Raw genomic sequence first — 15,628 nt, 5'->3', positions numbered from 1 at the left:
CACCGGCCGTCGGCGCGACCACCTCCTCCTCGGTCACCCTGAACTGGAACGCCGTCGACGGCGCCACCGGCTACACCGTCTACCAGGACGGGACCAAGGCGCTGTCGGTGCAGGGCACCTCGGCGACCGTCACCGGACTGGCGGCCGCCACCTCCTACGAGTTCCGCGTCAGCGCCGTCAACGGCGCGGGCGAGTCGGCCAAGTCCGCCCCCGTCACCGCCACCACCGACCGGACCGGCGACGGCGGCGGCCCGGACACCGGCGTCCCCAAGCACGCCCTGACCGGCTACTGGCAGAACTTCGACAACGGCGCGCGGGTGCAGAAGCTGCGCGAGGTGCAGGACCAGTACGACATCATCGCCGTCTCCTTCGCCGACTCCACGGCCAACACCGGTGAGATCACCTTCAACCTCGACCCGGCGCTCGGCTACTCCTCCGTCCAGGAGTTCAAGGACGACATCGCCGCCAAGCAGGCGGGTGGCAAGAAGGTGATCGTCTCGGTGGGCGGCGAGAAGGGCAACGTCATCGTCAACGACTCCGCCTCCGCCGCGCGCTTCGCCGACAGCGCCCACCGGCTGATGCGGGAGTACGGCTTCGACGGCGTGGACATCGACCTGGAGCACGGCATCAACTCCACCTGGCTGACGCAGGCCCTGCGCTCGCTGTCGGCGAAGGCCGGACCCTCCATGGTGCTCACGATGGCCCCGCAGACCATCGACATGCAGTCCACCTCCACCGAGTACTTCAAGCTGGCGCTGAACGTGAAGGACATCCTCACGGTCGTCAACATGCAGTACTACAACAGCGGTTCGATGCTGGGCTGCGACAACAAGGTGTACTCGCAGGGCTCGGTGGACTTCCTCACCGCGCTCGCCTGCATCCAGCTCGAGGGCGGCCTCGACCCCTCCCAGGTCGGGCTGGGCACCCCCGCCTCCACACGCGGCGCGGGCTCCGGCTACGTGGACCCCTCCGTGGTGAACGCCGCCCTGGACTGCCTGGCCAGGGGGACGAACTGCGGCTCGTTCAAGCCCGCGCGGACCTATCCGGGCATCCGCGGCGCGATGACCTGGTCCACCAACTGGGACGCGCTCAACGGCGACCGGTGGTCGAACACCGTCGGCCCGCACGTCCACGCGCTGCCGTAACACCGGCGGCGGAACACCGGTACGACGAGAGGTAATAGGTGAGAGGTAAGGGGCCCGGTCCGCGTCCACCGCACACCGCGGACCGGGCCCCTTGCCGTTCCCGCACGAACGCCCGGGTCACCGGGTCACCGGGTCACCGGGTCACCAGGGCAGTTCGCGCACCTGCTGGACGCACAGCACGACGAAGAGCAGGCCGGCAGCCGCCAGCATCGCGTTGCTCAGCGGCCCGTTGCGCCACTGGCGCGGAGTGCGGCCGGAGTTGAGCAGCCACAGCAGCGTCCCGGCGAGGAAGGGCATGAAGAAGGCGCCCAGCACGCCGTAGGCGATGACCAGTCCGAAGGGCTTGTCCAGCCACAGCAGCCCCATCGGCGGGAACGTCAGCCACAGCAGGTAGCCGCGGAACGGCCGGGAGCGCTCGCGCCGCCCGCGCGCGACCTCCAAGGCGGGGGGCTCGCCGCCGGTGCCCTGCGCCCGCGCCGCGCGCGTACGCTCCACGAAGTCGGCGAACAGCAGGCTGACACCGTGCCAGACGCCCACGAGGGAGGAGAAGGAGGCGGCGAGGAAGCCGATCAGGAAGAGCTTGGCGGTGACGGCCCCGAAGCGTTCCTCCAGGATCCGGCCCAGGTCCAGCAGCCCCTGGTCGCCGGAGCCTACGGCGGTGCCGGCGGCGTGCAGCAGCTCGGCGCCGACGATCAGCATCGCCACCACGAAGACGCCGGTGGTCAGGTACGCGACCCGGTTGTCCAGGCGCATCATCCGCATCCAGCCGCTGTCGGTCCAGCCCTTGGCGTTGACCCAGTAGCCGTACGCGGCCATGGTGATCGTCCCGCCGACGCCGCCGACCAGGCCGAGGGTGTAGAGCAGCGAGCCGTCCGGCAGCACGGGCAGCAGCCCGGCCGCGGCGTCGCCGAGGTGCGGGGTGACACGGACCGCCACATAGACGACGACCACGAACATCACACCGACGAAGACCATCATGATCTTCTCGACGATCGCGTAGCGGTTGAACCAGACGAACGCCAGGCCCGCCAGCCCGCACAGGATCGCCCATGTCTTCAGTTCCAGGAGGCCGGGGAAGAGCGCGACCAGCGGCAGCGCGCTGGAGGACATGGCGGCGGCGCCGTAGACGAAGCCCCACACCGTGACGTAGACCGCGAAGTAGACGGTGGTCCACGCGCCCAGGCTGCGCCAGCCGTCGAAGATCGTCCGGCCGGTGGCCAGGTGCCAGCGGCCGGTCGCCTCCGCCAGTGCGATCTTCACCAGGCAGCCGACGACGGCCGCCCACAGCAGGGTGTAGCCGAACCTGCTGCCGGCCGCGAGGGTGGCCACCAGGTCTCCGGCGCCGACGCCGGTGGCCGCCACCACGATGCCGGGGCCGACCAGCCGCCAGCTCGCCTTCCGTTCGGGAGGGGCCGCGGCGCTCTCCGCGGCGGCCTTCGTCCCGCTCCCGGGCCGTTCCGCCCCGTCCGCCGCGCCCTTCTCGCCCGTACTGGCCATGTGCGCCCTCCGCTCTCGTCCCCGCAACCGGCGTGGCGCATACAACAGCGCACCGCCGGACCGCACAAGAGGGCGTACCGGCACGCGCGGGCGCACGGGCGCACGGACGAGCCCCCGGCGTCACCCGGGCGTCAGTCCAGGACGGCCATGGCGTCGATCTCGACCAGCAGCCCGGCGGGCAGGCCGACGTAGACGGTCGTCCGCGCCGCCGGGGGGCCGGTGAGGCCCGCCGTGCCGGCGAGGTACTCGTCGTAGATCTCGTTGAACTCGGCGAAGTGGCCGGTGTCGGTGAGGTAGACGCGGACCATCACCACATCCTCCCAACTCGCGCCGCCCTCTTTCAGGACCGCCTCCACGTTGGCGAGGGTCCGGAGGGTCTGCTCGCGCAGGCCCGGCCCCGCCGGGGTGGGCGGCTGCCCGGGGACGGCGGGCAGGAAGCCGACCTGTCCGGCCACTTGGAGGATGTTGCCCTTGCGTACGCCGTGCGAGAAGCGGGCGGGCGGGGCGGTGTGGGACGGCGGGGTGAACGCGGTCTTGGCGGGGGTCTCGGCGGGGGTCTTCGCGGGGGTGTCGCTCACGGTCTTCCTTCCGGATGGGGCTGGCTTCACGGGGTTCCGCGGGGTTCCGCGGGGCTCAGGAGGCGGGCGGCCTGCCCGAGTACTCGGCGCTGACGGCGTCCGCCGTACGCCGCACCAGGGGCAGCAGCCGCATGAGCTCGTCCGAGCCCGCGACGGCGGCGGGCGCGGAGACCGACAGCGCGGCCGCGACCCGGCCGTCCGCGCCGCGCACGGGGGCGGCGACGCAGTTGACCGTCTCCTCGTGGCCGCCGAGGTCGGTGGCCCAGCCCTGCTCGCGCACCCGGGCCAGTTCCTTCAGGAAGGCGTCCGGTCCGGGTGTGGAGCGGGGGGTGTGGCGGGGGTAGTCCAGGCGTTCGGCGAGCGCGCGCCGTTCGGCCTCGGGCAGGTCGGCGAGGATGACCTTGGCGACCGCGGCGACGGTGACCGCCACCGGTCTGCCGATGCGCGAGTACATCCGCACCGGGTAGCGGCTCTCGACCTTGTCGATGTAGAGGACCTCGTCCTCCTGCCGCACCGCCAGGTGGACGGTGTGGCCGCACGCCTCGTTCAGCTCGGCCAGGTACGGGTGGGCGACGGCGCGCACGTCGATGTTCTCCACGGCCTCCTGGGCCAGCGCGATCAGCCGCGCCCCCAGGCGGTAGCGCTGGTCGGCCTGGCGGTGGACCATGCCGTGCTCGTGCAGGGTGCGCAGCAGCCGCAGGGCGGTGGACTTGTGGACGTCCAGGTGCCGGGCGACCTGTTCGAGGCCTGCCGGTCCGCGCGCGAGCAGGGGGAGGATGCTCAGCGCCCGGTCGACGGTCTGGCTCATCTGTCTCACGCCTTCCGTGTGGTCCAGCCGGGGGTGAGCCGCAGTCTGCCCCAGGCTTCGTCGTCGAGCGCGGCCAGCCGGTCGGCCAGGGCCCGGCCGGGCGGCTCGGCGAGGTCGCCCGGGCAGGTGAGCGCGGCGGCGGCGGCCAGATGGCCGTGCCGCAGCCGCGCCCGCGGGGGCAGTCCGCGCAGGGTGGCGGAGAGGAATCCGGCGGCGAAGGCGTCTCCGGCGCCGACGGGGTCGGCCGTCTCCACGGACAGGGCGGGCGCCTGCCAGGTGCCCGCCGCGGTGTGGGCCGTCGCGCCCCGGCCGCCGTCCTTGACGACGAGCACGGACGGCTCCGGCAGCAGCTCGCGCAGGGCGGCCGGGTCCGCCGCTCCCCAGACCGCCCGCGCCTCGTCCGCGCCGGTGAAGACCAGGTCGCAGCGGCGCGCGAGATCGAGCAGGACGGCCGGATCCCGGCCCTTCCACAGCCCCACCCGGTAGTTGACGTCGAAGGACAGCAGCGGCCGTCCGGGCCGGGGCGCGGTCAGCTCGTACAGCAGCGCCCGGCAGCCGTCGGACAGGGCCGCCGTGATGCCGCTGAGGTGGAGGACCCGGCCGGATTCGGCGGCGGCGCGGTCGACGGTGGCCGGGGACATCGCCGAGGCGGCCGATCCGGCGCGGTGGTAGAGCACCTCGGCCAGGGCCGGGTCGGCGGGCCGCTCGCCGGTGGTGGAGCGCTCGCCACCGGTGCGGAAGTAGACGCCGGTGGGGCGGTCGGGGTCGCGGCGCACCGCGGAGACGTCCACGCCGTGGGCGGCGATCTCGGCCAGTACGTGGTCGCCGAAGCCGTCCGTGCCCACGCGCCCGATCCAGCGGACCCGGTGCCCGGTGCGGGCGAGCAGGCAGGCGGTGTTGGACTCGGCGCCGCCGACGCCGCGGACGAAGAGCGGGGAGTCGGCGAGCCGGCCGGGGCCGGCGGGCCGGAAGGCCGCCATGGTCTCCCCCAGGCAGACCACGTCGAAGGGGGCCCCGGCGCGGGGGCCGCGGTCCGCGGCGGGTGCGGAGGGCGCGGGGGAGGCAGGAGCCGCAGGAGTCGCAGGAGTCGCAGGGGGCACGGGAGGCACTGTCACGGTCGTCCCTCCCCTCCTCCGCCTCCGTCCCGGCCATCCGTTGACCGGGCGTTCGCGGGGATGCTAGACAGCAACGAGCACTATGCGCAATAAGCGTTGCACATATCGCAATTACTCTCCCGGGGCCCGTCCCGGAGTCCGGAGTTCACCATGACCGACGAGCACCCCGAGCACGCCGAACGCCCCGATCACGCCGCACGCCCCCGGCACACCGGCGGACCCGGGCCCGCCGACCCGGTCGCCCGTCTCGCCGACGAGGTCGTCGACCACCGCTTCAAGGGACTGCCCCCGGACGCGGCCGGACTGACCGTGGGCGAGCTGGCGGCCCAGCGGCGCCCGCTGTTCACCGGCGGCTTCACCACCCCGGTGCTGACGCTGGCCGCCGGGGCGCTGGAGCACAATCTGCGGCAGCTGGGCGCCTTCGCCACCCGGCACGGCCTCGCCTTCGCCCCGCACGGCAAGACCTCGATGTCCCCGCGGCTGTTCCGGCGCCAGCTCGACCACGGCGCCTGGGGCATCACGGCGGCGGTGCCCTCCCAGGTGCGCGTGTGCCGGGCCTTCGGGGTGCGGCGGGTCTTCCTGGCCAACGAGGTGGTGGACGCCGCCGCGCTGCGCTGGATCGCCGCGGAGCTGGCGGCGGACCCGGAGGCGGTGATCGTCTGCTACGTGGACTCGGTGCGCGGCGTGGAGCTGATGGACGCCGCCCTGGCCGCCGCCCCGGCCCCGGCCCGCGACGCCTCCCCCGTCCCGCGTCCCCTGGACGTCGTCGTCGAGCTCGGCGTGCCCGGCGGCCGTACCGGTGTGCGCACCGCCGACGAGGCGGCCCGGGTGGCGCGGGCGGTGACGGACGCGGCCTCGCTGCGGCTGGTCGGTGTCGCCGGTTACGAGGGCGAGGTGCCGGACGCCGACGCCGCGCGGGTGAGGGCCTGGCTGGAGGAGCTGGTCGCGCTGGCCGCCGCCCTGGACGCGGCGGGCCGCTTCGCCGCCCTGGGGCCGAAGGAGGAGATCGTGGTGAGCGCGGGCGGCAGCGCCTGGTTCGACGTGGTGGCCGAGGTCCTCGGGCGGCTGCCGAAGCTGTCGCGCCCGGTGCTGAAGCTGCTGCGCTCGGGCGCGTACGTCTCGCACGACGACGGTCACTACCACCGCGTGACCCCGTTCAACCGCGTTCCCGGGCAGGGCTCGCTGCTGCCGGCGTTCCGGCTGTGGGCGCAGGTGATCTCCCGGCCCGAGCCGCATCTGGCGTTCCTCAACGCGGGCAAGCGCGACGCCTCCTACGACCTGGGCCTGCCCCAGCCGGTGGCCGTCCGCGCCGCCGGCGGCGCGGAGCGGGCCGCGGACGGGATGGAGGTGGTGAAGCTGGCCGACCAGCACGCGTTCGTACGCCTCGCGCCGGGCGCGGAGCTGGAGGTGGGCGACTGGGTGGCGCTGGGCCTGTCGCATCCGTGCACGGTCTTCGACCGGTGGCAGCTCATCCCGGTCGCCGAGGCCGACGGCACCGTCACCGACTTCGTCCGCACGTTCTTCTGATCCCCCTCCCACCCCACTCCCCCGCACCGTCCCCGTCCCCGCCCCCGAGCCCGAGAACCGGAGTCCGCCGTGGAACTCGTCCTGCGCGGCGCGCGCGTCGCCGACGGCACCCCAACCCCCGCCCGCCGGGCCGACGTCGGCGTCGACGGCGGCCGGATCGCCGTGATCCACCGCGAGGGGGACCCCGGGCCGCGCCCCGGCGCACGGCGTGTGCTGGAGGCGGACGGCCTCGTCCTCGCGCCCGGTTTCATCGACATGCACGCCCACAGCGATCTGGCACTGCTGCGCGATCCCGCCCATGTCGCCAAGGTGGCCCAGGGCGTGACGCTGGAGGTGCTCGGGCAGGACGGCCTGTCGTACGCGCCGGTGGACGACCGCACACTGGCGCGGGTGCGGCAGGCGATCACCGGCTGGAACGGGGACGGCTCGGACGTGGAGTTCGACTGGCGGACCGTCGGGGAGTACCTGGACCGGCTCGACCGCGGCACCGCCGTCAACGCCGCCTATCTCGTCCCCCACGGCACGGTGCGGGCGATGGTGGTCGGCTGGGAGGACCGGCCCGCCACGGACGGGGAGCTGGGCAGGATGCGGCGCCTGGTGGCCGAGGGCCTGGAACAGGGCGCGGTGGGGATGTCGTCCGGCCTGACCTACACCCCGGGGATGTACGCTCCGGACTCCGAGCTGACCGAGCTGTGCCGGGTGGTGGCGTCCTACGGCGGCTACCACTGCCCCCACCACCGCTCCTACGGCGCCGGCGCGCTGGCGGCGTACGCGCAGATGATCGAGGTCGCCCGCGCCTCGGGATGCGCCCTGCACCTGGCGCACGCCACCGTGAACTTCTCCGTCAACGCCGGCCGCGCCCCCGAGCTGCTGGCCCTGCTGGACGCGGCCCTGGACGAGGGCGTGGACCTGACGCTGGACAGCTATCCCTACCTGCCCGGCTGCACCACCCTGGCCGCGCTGCTGCCGAGCTGGGCGGCCGAGGGCGGTCCCGGGGCGACCCTGGCCCGGCTGCGGGACCCGGCCGTCTGCGCCCGGATCCGGTACGCCATGGAGACCGAGGGCTCGGACGGCTGCCACGGGGTGCCGGTGGACTGGGACACCGTGGAGGTCTCCGGGGTGACGGATGCCGCCCTGGCCGGATACGTGGGCCGCACGGTCGCGCGGTCGGCGGCCGGGCGCGGCGAGGAACCGTTCGCGGTGGCGCGGCGGCTGCTGCTTCAGGACCGGCTGGGCACCACCGTCCTCCAGCACGTCGGGCACGAGGAGAACGTCCGGGCGATCATGCGGCACCGGGCCCACACCGGCGGTAGCGACGGCATCCTCGTCGGCGGCCGGCCCCATCCGCGGGCGTGGGGCACCTTCCCGCACTACCTGGGCCGCTATGTGCGCGAGCTGGGCGTGCTGTCGCTGGAGGAGTGCGTGGCGCATCTGACCGGGCGGCCGGCCGCCCGGCTGCGGCTGCCGGACCGGGGGCTGGTGCGCGAGGGGTACCACGCCGATCTGGTGCTGTTCGACCCGGAGACGGTGGCGGCGGGGGCGACGTTCGAGGCGCCGCGCACCCCGCCGCCGGGTATTCCGCATGTGCTGGTCGGCGGCCGGTTCGCCGTCGAGGACGGCCGCCGCACCGGTGTGCTCGCCGGCCGCTCGGTGCGGCGCGGCCCCTGACCTCCGGCCGGGGCCGGAGGTCAGGGGCCGGGTACGGGGCCGCGCGTCAGGTGGCGTTGTAGGCCACCAGGGAGATCCCCACGTAGTGGACGGCGAAGGCGGCCAGGGTGAGGGAGTGGAAGACCTCGTGGAAGCCGAACCAGCGCGGTGAGGGGTTCGGCCGCTTGATGCCGTAGACGAGGCCGCCCACGCTGTAGAGGAGGCCGCCGACGACCACGCACACCAGGACGGCGACGCCGCCCGCGCGCAGGAAGTCGGGCAGGAAGAACACCGCGGCCCAGCCCATCGCGATGTAGCAGGGGGTGTAGAGCCAGCGCGGCGCGCCGACCCAGAAGACGCGGAAGGCGATGCCGGCGACGGCGGCGGCCCAGATGCCCCACAGCAGCAACTGGCCGCGGCCTCCGGGGACGAGCAGGATCGTCAGGGGCGTGTAGGTGCCCGCGATGATCAGGAAGATGTTCGCGTGGTCGAGGCGGCGGAGCACCGCGTTGGCGCGCGGCCCCCAGTTCCCTCGGTGGTACAGGGCGCTGACGCCGAACAGCAGACAGGCGGTCAGTGTGTAGACCGCGCAGGCCAGGCGACCGCGCGGGGTCTGCGCCAGGGCGGTCAGGAAGATTCCCGAGACCAGCACGGCCGGGAACATCCCGGCGTGCAGCCAGCCCCGCAGGCGGGGCTTGACGGGGTGGGCGGACCTGTCGGCCCCATGGTCCTCGCGGTCCCCACGGCCGTCACGGTCCTCGCGGTCGTCGGCGGGCAGAGTCCTGGGGGATTCGGGCACTGCGGCGGTCATACGTCTCATCGTACCTACGTGACCGTAGGTATCACCGCCGCGTGGCCATGCTCACCACACGGCCGTCTGGACAGAATCGCTCCGAAGGCGGAGTATCAAATGAGCGTGGTCGGCACCGGATGAGCAACGCCGCAGCATCCGGGTCGCAGCCCCCACGGGGCCGAGTCTGAAGTACGGATGAACAAAACGGATACACGTGCGGTATCCGGCACGAAACCCTCGACATCTGGAGCGATTGTGGCGCGCAGTACTGCGGCTCCCGGCAACACCATCCCCACTCGTCACCAGGAACTGGCCGCCTGGGTCGACGAGATCGCGGCCCTCACCCGGCCCGACCGCGTCGTCTGGTGCGACGGCTCGGAGGCGGAGTACGACAGGCTCTGCGAGGAGCTGGTCGCCAAGGGCACCTTCACCGAACTCGACCCGGTCAAGCGCCCCAACTCGTACTACGCCGCCTCCGACCCCTCCGACGTGGCGCGCGTGGAGGACCGCACCTTCATCTGCTCCGAGAAGGAGGAGGACGCGGGCCCCACCAACCACTGGATGGACCCCGCGAGGATGCGCGAGGTCTTCACCGGGTCCGGTGGCGAGGGCGGCGTCTTCCGCGGCTCGATGCGCGGCCGGACGATGTACGTCGTCCCCTTCTGCATGGGCCCGCTGGGCTCCCCGCTCTCCGCGCTGGGAGTGGAGATCACCGACTCCGCGTACGTGGCCGTCTCCATGCGGACGATGACCCGCATGGGCAGCGCCGTCCTGGAGGAACTGGGCGAGGACGGGACGTTCGTCAGGGCGGTCCACACCGTCGGAGCCCCGCTCGAGCCGGGCCAGGAGGACGTCCCCTGGCCGTGCAACTCCACCAAGTACATCTCCCACTTCCCCGAGACCCGTGAGATCTGGTCCTACGGCTCGGGCTACGGCGGCAACGCGCTGCTGGGCAAGAAGTGCTACGCGCTGCGCATCGCCTCGGTGATGGCGCGCGACGAGGGCTGGCTCGCCGAGCACATGCTGATCCTCAAGCTCACCCCGCCCGACGAGGGGGCGGACCGAAGGTCCTCGTCCAAGGGTGGTGGTGGGCGACGGGCTGGCGAGTCGAAGTACGTCGCCGCCGCCTTCCCCAGCGCCTGCGGCAAGACCAACCTGGCGATGCTGGAGCCGACGATCCCGGGCTGGACGGTCGAGACGATCGGCGACGACATCGCCTGGATGCGCTTCGGCGAGGACGGCCGCCTCTACGCGATCAACCCCGAGGCCGGCTTCTTCGGCGTGGCGCCCGGCACCGGCGAGCACACCAACGCCAACGCGATGAAGACCCTGTGGGGCAACGCGATCTTCACCAACGTCGCGCTCACCGACGACGGCGACGTGTGGTGGGAGGGCATGACCGAGGAGCCCCCGGCCCGTCTGACCGACTGGCGGGGCGACGACTGGACGCCCTCCTCCGGCACCCCGGCCGCGCACCCCAACGCCCGCTTCACCGTGCCCGCCTCCCAGTGCCCGATCATCGCGCCGGAGTGGGAGGACCCCAGGGGCGTGCCGATCTCGGCGATCCTCTTCGGCGGGCGCCGCGCCAGCGCGGTGCCGCTGGTGACGGAGTCCTTCGACTGGCAGCACGGCGTCTTCCTGGGCGCCAACGTGGCCTCGGAGAAGACCGCCGCGGCCGAGGGCAAGGTCGGCGAGCTGCGCCGCGACCCGTTCGCCATGCTGCCGTTCTGCGGCTACAACATGGGCGACTACATGGGCCACTGGCTGGAGGTCGGCGCCAAGGCGGACCCGGCGAAGCTGCCGAGGATCTACTACGTGAACTGGTTCCGCAAGGATGACGGCGGCCGGTTCGTGTGGCCGGGCTTCGGCGAGAACAGCCGGGTGCTCAAGTGGATCGTCGGCCGTCTGAACGGCGAGGCGGAGGGCACCGAGACGCCCATCGGCATCGTCCCGGCCAAGGGCGCCCTGGACACCGACGGCCTGGCGCTGCCCGAGGCGGACCTGGAGTTCCTGCTGAAGGTGGACGAGAAGGTCTGGCGCGAGGAGGCCGCCCTCATTCCCGAGCACCTGAACACCTTCGGCGACCACACCCCGAAGGAGATGTGGGACGAGTACCACGCCCTGGTCGAGCGCCTGGGCTGAGCGGGCGAACGGCCGGGCGGGCGGTCGAGCCGCCCGGCCGAGCCGCCGTGCGAGAGCCCGCGGGCCCCGTCCCGGCACAGGATGCCGGGACGGGGCCCGCGGGCTCGGCGGGCTTCCCGTCCTCCGGTCGGCGCCGGTCAGCCGACCTCGGCCAGACCGAGTGCCCGGGCGTGGTCCTCCATCCGCTCGGCGGCCAGGGAGGCGGCCGCCGCGTCCGAACGGGAAGTGGCCACGACCAGGGCCTGCCCGGCGAGCGTGTGGGCCCGCTGGTGGAGGGCCGCGACACGGGAGGCGTCGGCCCCGGCGGCGGACGGCTCGGCCCGCAGCGGGGCGCGCCCCGCGCACAATCGGGTGACCTGGGCGTCGAGCCGCTGTGCGGCGTCGTCCAGCTCCGCGTCCGGGGTGTGGACGCGGAGCTCGTCGGTCACGGTCAGCAGCGCGGTCAGATGGCCGGCGAGCCTGTTGTCCAGCTCCTCCTCGCGGGAGCGGCGCGGGAGGAGTCCCTCGGTCCTGGCCGGATCGGCCATGGTGTGGACCGACGGCGTGCGAATCGGTTCGTACATGGGATGGCCTCCTGGCTGATGCAGGAGTCCATCCTAACTTGGACTCTGTCTAAAGTTGTCACGGGTGCAGAAAACTCCCCGGCGTCCTCACCCGCTCCCGCCAGGCCTTTCTCACCCGTCCGGACTCCGGTCGCCCCGCACCGTCCACCGGGCGCGGGCAGCCCCTCAGCGCTGCCTCAGTACTGGCCGTAGCCGTCCAGGAACTTACCGATCCGCTGCACCGCGTCCGCCAGATCCTGCGACGGAGGCAGCGTGACGATGCGGAAGTGGTCCGGCTCGGGCCAGTTGAAACCCGTACCGTGGACGACCATGATCTTCTCCGCCCGCAGCAGGTCGAGGACCATCTGCCGGTCGTCCTTGATCTTGTAGACCTGGGGATCCAGCCGGGGGAAGAGGTACAGCGCCCCCTTGGGTTTCACACATGTCACGCCCGGGATGGACGTCAGCAGCTCGTACGCGGTGTCGCGCTGTTCCAGCAGCCGCCCGCCCGGCAGCACCAGATCGTTGATCGACTGCCGTCCGCCCAGTGCGGTGGCCACCGCGTACTGGGACGGCATGTTGGCGCACAGCCGCATGTTCGCCAGGATCGTCAGACCCTCGATGTAGCTGGCGGCGTGCGTCTTCGGCCCGCAGACCGCCATCCACCCGCAGCGGTACCCGGCCACCCGGTAGGACTTGGACAGACCGTTGAAGGTGACGGTCAGCAGGTCGGGGGCGATGGCGGCGGTGGGGGTGTGGGTGGCGCCGTCGTAGAGGATCTTGTCGTAGATCTCGTCGGAGTAGACGATCAGGCCGTGGCGGCGGGCGATGTCCGTCAGGCCGCGCAGCACCTCTTCGCCGTAGACGGCGCCGGTGGGGTTGTTGGGGTTGATGACGACGATCGCCTTGGTGCGGTCGGTCACCTTGCTCTCGATGTCGGCGAGGTCCGGCATCCAGTCGGACTGCTCGTCGCAGCGGTAGTGCACGGCGGTGCCGCCCGACAGCGAGACCGAGGCCGTCCACAGCGGGTAGTCCGGCGCCGGCACGAGCACCTCGTCGCCGTCGTCCAGCAGCGCCTGCATCGACATCTGGATCAGCTCGGAGGCGCCGTTGCCGATGTAGACGTCCTCGACGTCCAGCTCGATGCCCTTGGTCTGGTAGTACTGCATCACCGCGCGCCGGGCCGCCAGCAGCCCCTTGGCGTCGCCGTAGCCGTGCGCCGACCCGACGTTGCGCAGCATGTCCTCGAGGATTTCCGGCGGGCACTCGAAGCCGAAGGGCGCGGGATTGCCGGTGTTGAGCTTGAGGATGCGGTGACCCGCCGCCTCCAGCCGCATGGCCTCCTCGAGAACCGGGCCCCGGATCTCGTAGCAGACATTGGCGAGTTTCGTCGACTGGATCACCTGCATGACCGCCACTGTACGGACACCCCGTGCCGGGCGCTCCGTGTTTTTCCCCACGTGGGTGACGCACGGGCGGCGCGCGGGGGCTGTACGGGTGGTGTGCGGGCGGTGTGCGGACGGCGGGAAGGGGGCCGCCGCCCGCACCGCCTCACGCTCCGGCGGACGCGCCCACCGTCCGCGCCAGCCGCTCCGGATCGGCCGTGGGGGCGTCGCACGCGAAGTGCCGGCAGACGTACGCGGCCGGGCGGCCGTCCAGCAGCGGCCGGTCGCGCAGCAGCGCGGGCGTCTCCTCGTCCGCGCCACCGCCCGCCCCGCCGTCCGCGCCACCGCCCGCCCCGCCGTCCGCGCCGCCTCCCGCGCCCCGGCCGCCGTCCGCCGACGGCTCGCCGAGGGCCACCACCGCGCCGGGCGCGGTGGCCAGCAGGGCCGTGCGGTGCAGCACGGCGGTGGCCGGATCGCCCGCCGGGCCGACCACCGCGATCTCGCGCGGCCCGTCCAGCGCCGCCTCGGCGGCGGCCAGCCCCCAGCCGATGAAGCGCGGCACACGCGGGGCCAGCGCCGTCACCACGCCCAGCGCCCGCTCGGCGGCCTCCCGGTGGCGGGAGGAGCCGGTGTGGGCGGCGTACGACAGCAGGGCCGCGGCGGCGGCCGTCCAGCCGGAGGGCGCGGCGTTGTCGGTGGGGTCCTGGGGGCGGCGGATGAGCCGCTCGGCGTCGTCGGCGGTGTCGTACAGAGTGCCGTCGTCGGCGGTGAAGCGCCTCAGCACGGTCTCCAGCAGGGTGCCGGCCAGCTCCAGCCAGCAGCTCTCGCCGGTCACCGAGTACAGGGCGAGGAAACCCTCGGCCACGTCGCCGTAGTCCTCCAGCACCCCGGCGCCGGAGCCCGCGGCGCCGTCGCGGGAGGTGCGCGCCAGCCGCCCGCCCGCATCGAGGTGGACGGCGACCAGCAGATCGGCGGCGGCGGTGGCCGCCTCCACCAGATCGGGGCGGTCGAAGTAGGCGCCGGTCTCCGCGAGCGCGGCGATCGCCAGCCCGTTCCAGGCGGCGACGGCCTTGTCGTCCCGGCCGGGGCGCGGCCGCGCGGAGCGGGCGTCCAGCAGCCTGCGGCGCACCGACTCGATCCGCCCGGCGTCCGCGGGACCGTCGGTGTCCGGGAGCCGGAGGACGGAGGCCCCCTCCTCGAAGGTGCCCTCCTCGGTCACCCCGAAGTGGGCGGCGGCCAGCTCCGCGTCCTCCTCTCCGAGGACCTCGCGCAGCTCGGCGGGCGTCCAGACGTAGTACGCGCCCTCCCGGTGCCGCCCGGTGCCGTCGTCGCTGTCGGCGTCCAGCGCGGAGGCGAAGGCACCCTGGGGGGTGCGCAGTTCGCGGACCATGAAGTCGGCCGTCCCCAGCGCGACCCGCCGCGCCCGCTCGCTGCCGGTGGCGCGCCACAGGTGCGCGTACACCCGGCACAGCAGCGCGTTGTCGTACAGCATCTTCTCGAAGTGGGGCACCGTCCAGGCGGCGTCCACCGAGTAGCGGGCGAAGCCGCCGCCGAGCTGGTCGTAGAGGCCGCCGCGCGCCATCGCCTCGCAGGTCGCCTCCACCATCTGCAGCGCGCCCTCGGAGCCGGTGCGGGCGTGGTGGCGCAGCAGGAACTCCAGCACCATCGACGGCGGGAACTTCGGGGCGCCGCCGAAGCCGCCGTGCCGCGCGTCGAACTCGCGGGTCAGTGCGAGCAGTGCCGAGCCCACCTCCTCCGGCCGGGGCGGGTGCGGGGCGTCCCCGCCGCCGTAGCCGATGCTCCGCCCCGCCAGGTCCGCCACGATCCGCCCGGCCACCTCGGCGACCTCCTCGCGCCGGTCGGTCCAGGCGGCGCGCACCCCTTCCAGCACCTGGCGGAAGGAGGGCATCCCGTGCCGGGGCTCGGGCGGGAAGTAGGTGCCGAAGTAGAACGGTTCGCCCTCCGGCGTCAGGAAGACGGTCATGGGCCAGCCGCCCTGCCCGGTGGCGGCCTGGACCGCCTCCATGTAGACGGCGTCGACGTCCGGGCGCTCCTCGCGGTCCACCTTGACGGACACGTAGTGGGCGTTGAGGTACTCGGCGGCGGCCTCGTCCTCGAAGGACTCCTCGGCCATCACGTGGCACCAGTGGCACGAGCTGTAACCGACGCTGAGCAGCACCGGGACGTCCCGTCGCCGCGCCTCCTCGAACGCCTCCGGCGACCAGGGCCACCAGTCGACGGGGTTGTCCGCGTGCTGGAGGAGGTAGGGGGACGTCTCGGCGGCGAGTCGGTTGGCCATGTCCCCATCCTGCCCCCTGTGCGCCCCGGAGGGGCAAACGCCGCCTCACAGCCGCGCCGCGGGGCCCGCCTCCCGGACGCCTTGCGCCTTGATCGGGGGCGGGCCTCCGCGGGCCTCCGCGGGCTTCCGCGGGCCTTCGCGAAGGGGCCG

General features: G+C 73.4%; 12 protein-coding genes. 4 read left to right on the top strand and 8 right to left on the bottom strand.

Features of this window, described 5'->3' with window-relative positions; translation table 11 throughout:
* Positions 1-1,145 (top strand): chitinase (locus tag BM237_RS27050; RefSeq protein WP_093852371.1); only part of this gene is annotated, 1,145 nt, incomplete at its 5' end.
* Between the two features lie 141 nt (positions 1,146-1,286).
* Here the strand turns inward: BM237_RS27050 and BM237_RS27045 are convergent.
* The 4 genes from BM237_RS27045 to BM237_RS27030 all read right to left on the bottom strand — a co-directional run bounded on the left by BM237_RS27045 (position 1,287) and on the right by BM237_RS27030 (position 5,008).
* Positions 1,287-2,642 carry an Nramp family divalent metal transporter gene (locus BM237_RS27045; RefSeq protein ID WP_093852370.1) on the bottom strand — a complete coding sequence of 452 codons (1,356 nt, stop codon included), beginning with the start codon at positions 2,640-2,642 and terminating at the stop codon, positions 1,287-1,289.
* Positions 2,643-2,773: 131 nt separating this feature from the next.
* Positions 2,774-3,220 carry a RidA family protein gene (locus BM237_RS27040; protein ID WP_093852369.1) on the bottom strand — a complete coding sequence of 149 codons (447 nt, stop codon included), beginning with the start codon at positions 3,218-3,220 and terminating at the stop codon, positions 2,774-2,776.
* 55 nt (positions 3,221-3,275) lie between these two features.
* Positions 3,276-4,028, bottom strand: a complete 753-nt coding sequence (locus BM237_RS27035; protein ID WP_093852368.1) for an IclR family transcriptional regulator — start codon at positions 4,026-4,028, stop codon at positions 3,276-3,278.
* A 5-nt stretch (positions 4,029-4,033) separates the two neighbouring features.
* Positions 4,034-5,008, bottom strand: coding sequence for a sugar kinase (locus BM237_RS27030; RefSeq protein ID WP_093852367.1), 975 nt, complete (start codon positions 5,006-5,008; stop codon positions 4,034-4,036).
* A 285-nt stretch (positions 5,009-5,293) separates the two neighbouring features.
* Here BM237_RS27030 and BM237_RS27025 point away from each other — a divergent pair, with 285 nt between their 5' ends.
* Together BM237_RS27025 and BM237_RS27020 are read left to right on the top strand one after the other, a co-directional pair.
* Positions 5,294-6,670: an alanine racemase gene (locus BM237_RS27025; protein ID WP_093852366.1), complete on the top strand. Its 1,377-nt coding sequence runs from the start codon at positions 5,294-5,296 to the stop codon at positions 6,668-6,670.
* 69 nt (positions 6,671-6,739) lie between these two features.
* Positions 6,740-8,338 (top strand): N-acyl-D-amino-acid deacylase family protein, encoded by a 1,599-nt coding sequence (locus tag BM237_RS27020; RefSeq protein WP_093852365.1) that lies wholly within the window; start codon positions 6,740-6,742, stop codon positions 8,336-8,338.
* A 46-nt stretch (positions 8,339-8,384) separates the two neighbouring features.
* Here BM237_RS27020 and trhA read toward each other — a convergent pair whose 3' ends face one another.
* On the bottom strand, positions 8,385-9,128 hold the full coding sequence (gene trhA, locus BM237_RS27015; protein WP_093852364.1) for a PAQR family membrane homeostasis protein TrhA: 744 nt from the start codon (positions 9,126-9,128) through the stop codon (positions 8,385-8,387).
* A 237-nt stretch (positions 9,129-9,365) separates the two neighbouring features.
* Between trhA and BM237_RS27010 the strand changes: the two genes are divergently transcribed.
* Positions 9,366-11,252 carry a phosphoenolpyruvate carboxykinase (GTP) gene (locus BM237_RS27010; RefSeq protein ID WP_093852363.1) on the top strand — a complete coding sequence of 629 codons (1,887 nt, stop codon included), beginning with the start codon at positions 9,366-9,368 and terminating at the stop codon, positions 11,250-11,252.
* Between the two features lie 137 nt (positions 11,253-11,389).
* On the opposite strand, the gene BM237_RS27005 is transcribed toward BM237_RS27010, so the two are convergent.
* The 3 genes from BM237_RS27005 to BM237_RS26995 all read right to left on the bottom strand — a co-directional run bounded on the left by BM237_RS27005 (position 11,390) and on the right by BM237_RS26995 (position 15,478).
* Positions 11,390-11,815: an SCO4983 family protein gene (locus BM237_RS27005; RefSeq protein ID WP_093852362.1), complete on the bottom strand. Its 426-nt coding sequence runs from the start codon at positions 11,813-11,815 to the stop codon at positions 11,390-11,392.
* Positions 11,816-11,991: 176 nt separating this feature from the next.
* Positions 11,992-13,203, bottom strand: a complete 1,212-nt coding sequence (locus BM237_RS27000) for a pyridoxal phosphate-dependent aminotransferase (protein ID WP_093852377.1) — start codon at positions 13,201-13,203, stop codon at positions 11,992-11,994.
* Between the two features lie 142 nt (positions 13,204-13,345).
* Positions 13,346-15,478 (bottom strand): thioredoxin domain-containing protein, encoded by a 2,133-nt coding sequence (locus BM237_RS26995; protein ID WP_093852361.1) that lies wholly within the window; start codon positions 15,476-15,478, stop codon positions 13,346-13,348.
* Positions 15,479-15,628: the final 150 nt, after the last annotated feature.

It is taken from the genome of Streptomyces mangrovi, from assembly GCF_900114215.1.
Classification (GTDB): domain Bacteria; phylum Actinomycetota; class Actinomycetes; order Streptomycetales; family Streptomycetaceae; genus Streptomyces; species Streptomyces barkulensis.
Note: the sequence above shows the minus strand (reverse complement) of the source record. Positions and strands in the feature narration are given on the sequence as shown.

What these genes read in the sequence shown, in the direction of transcription:
- BM237_RS27045 (WP_093852370.1), bottom strand. Translation starts at nt 2,642, where the DNA reads ATGGCCAGTACGGGCGAGAAGGGCGCGGCGGACGGGGCGGAACGGCCC.
- BM237_RS27035 (WP_093852368.1), bottom strand. Translation starts at nt 4,028, where the DNA reads ATGAGCCAGACCGTCGACCGGGCGCTGAGCATCCTCCCCCTGCTCGCG.
- BM237_RS27030 (WP_093852367.1), bottom strand. Translation starts at nt 5,008, where the DNA reads ATGGCGGCCTTCCGGCCCGCCGGCCCCGGCCGGCTCGCCGACTCCCCG.
- BM237_RS27025 (WP_093852366.1), top strand. Translation starts at nt 5,294, where the DNA reads ATGACCGACGAGCACCCCGAGCACGCCGAACGCCCCGATCACGCCGCA.
- trhA (WP_093852364.1), bottom strand. Translation starts at nt 9,128, where the DNA reads ATGACCGCCGCAGTGCCCGAATCCCCCAGGACTCTGCCCGCCGACGAC.
- BM237_RS27005 (WP_093852362.1), bottom strand. Translation starts at nt 11,815, where the DNA reads ATGTACGAACCGATTCGCACGCCGTCGGTCCACACCATGGCCGATCCG.
- BM237_RS27000 (WP_093852377.1), bottom strand. Translation starts at nt 13,203, where the DNA reads ATGCAGGTGATCCAGTCGACGAAACTCGCCAATGTCTGCTACGAGATC.
- BM237_RS26995 (WP_093852361.1), bottom strand. Translation starts at nt 15,478, where the DNA reads ATGGCCAACCGACTCGCCGCCGAGACGTCCCCCTACCTCCTCCAGCAC.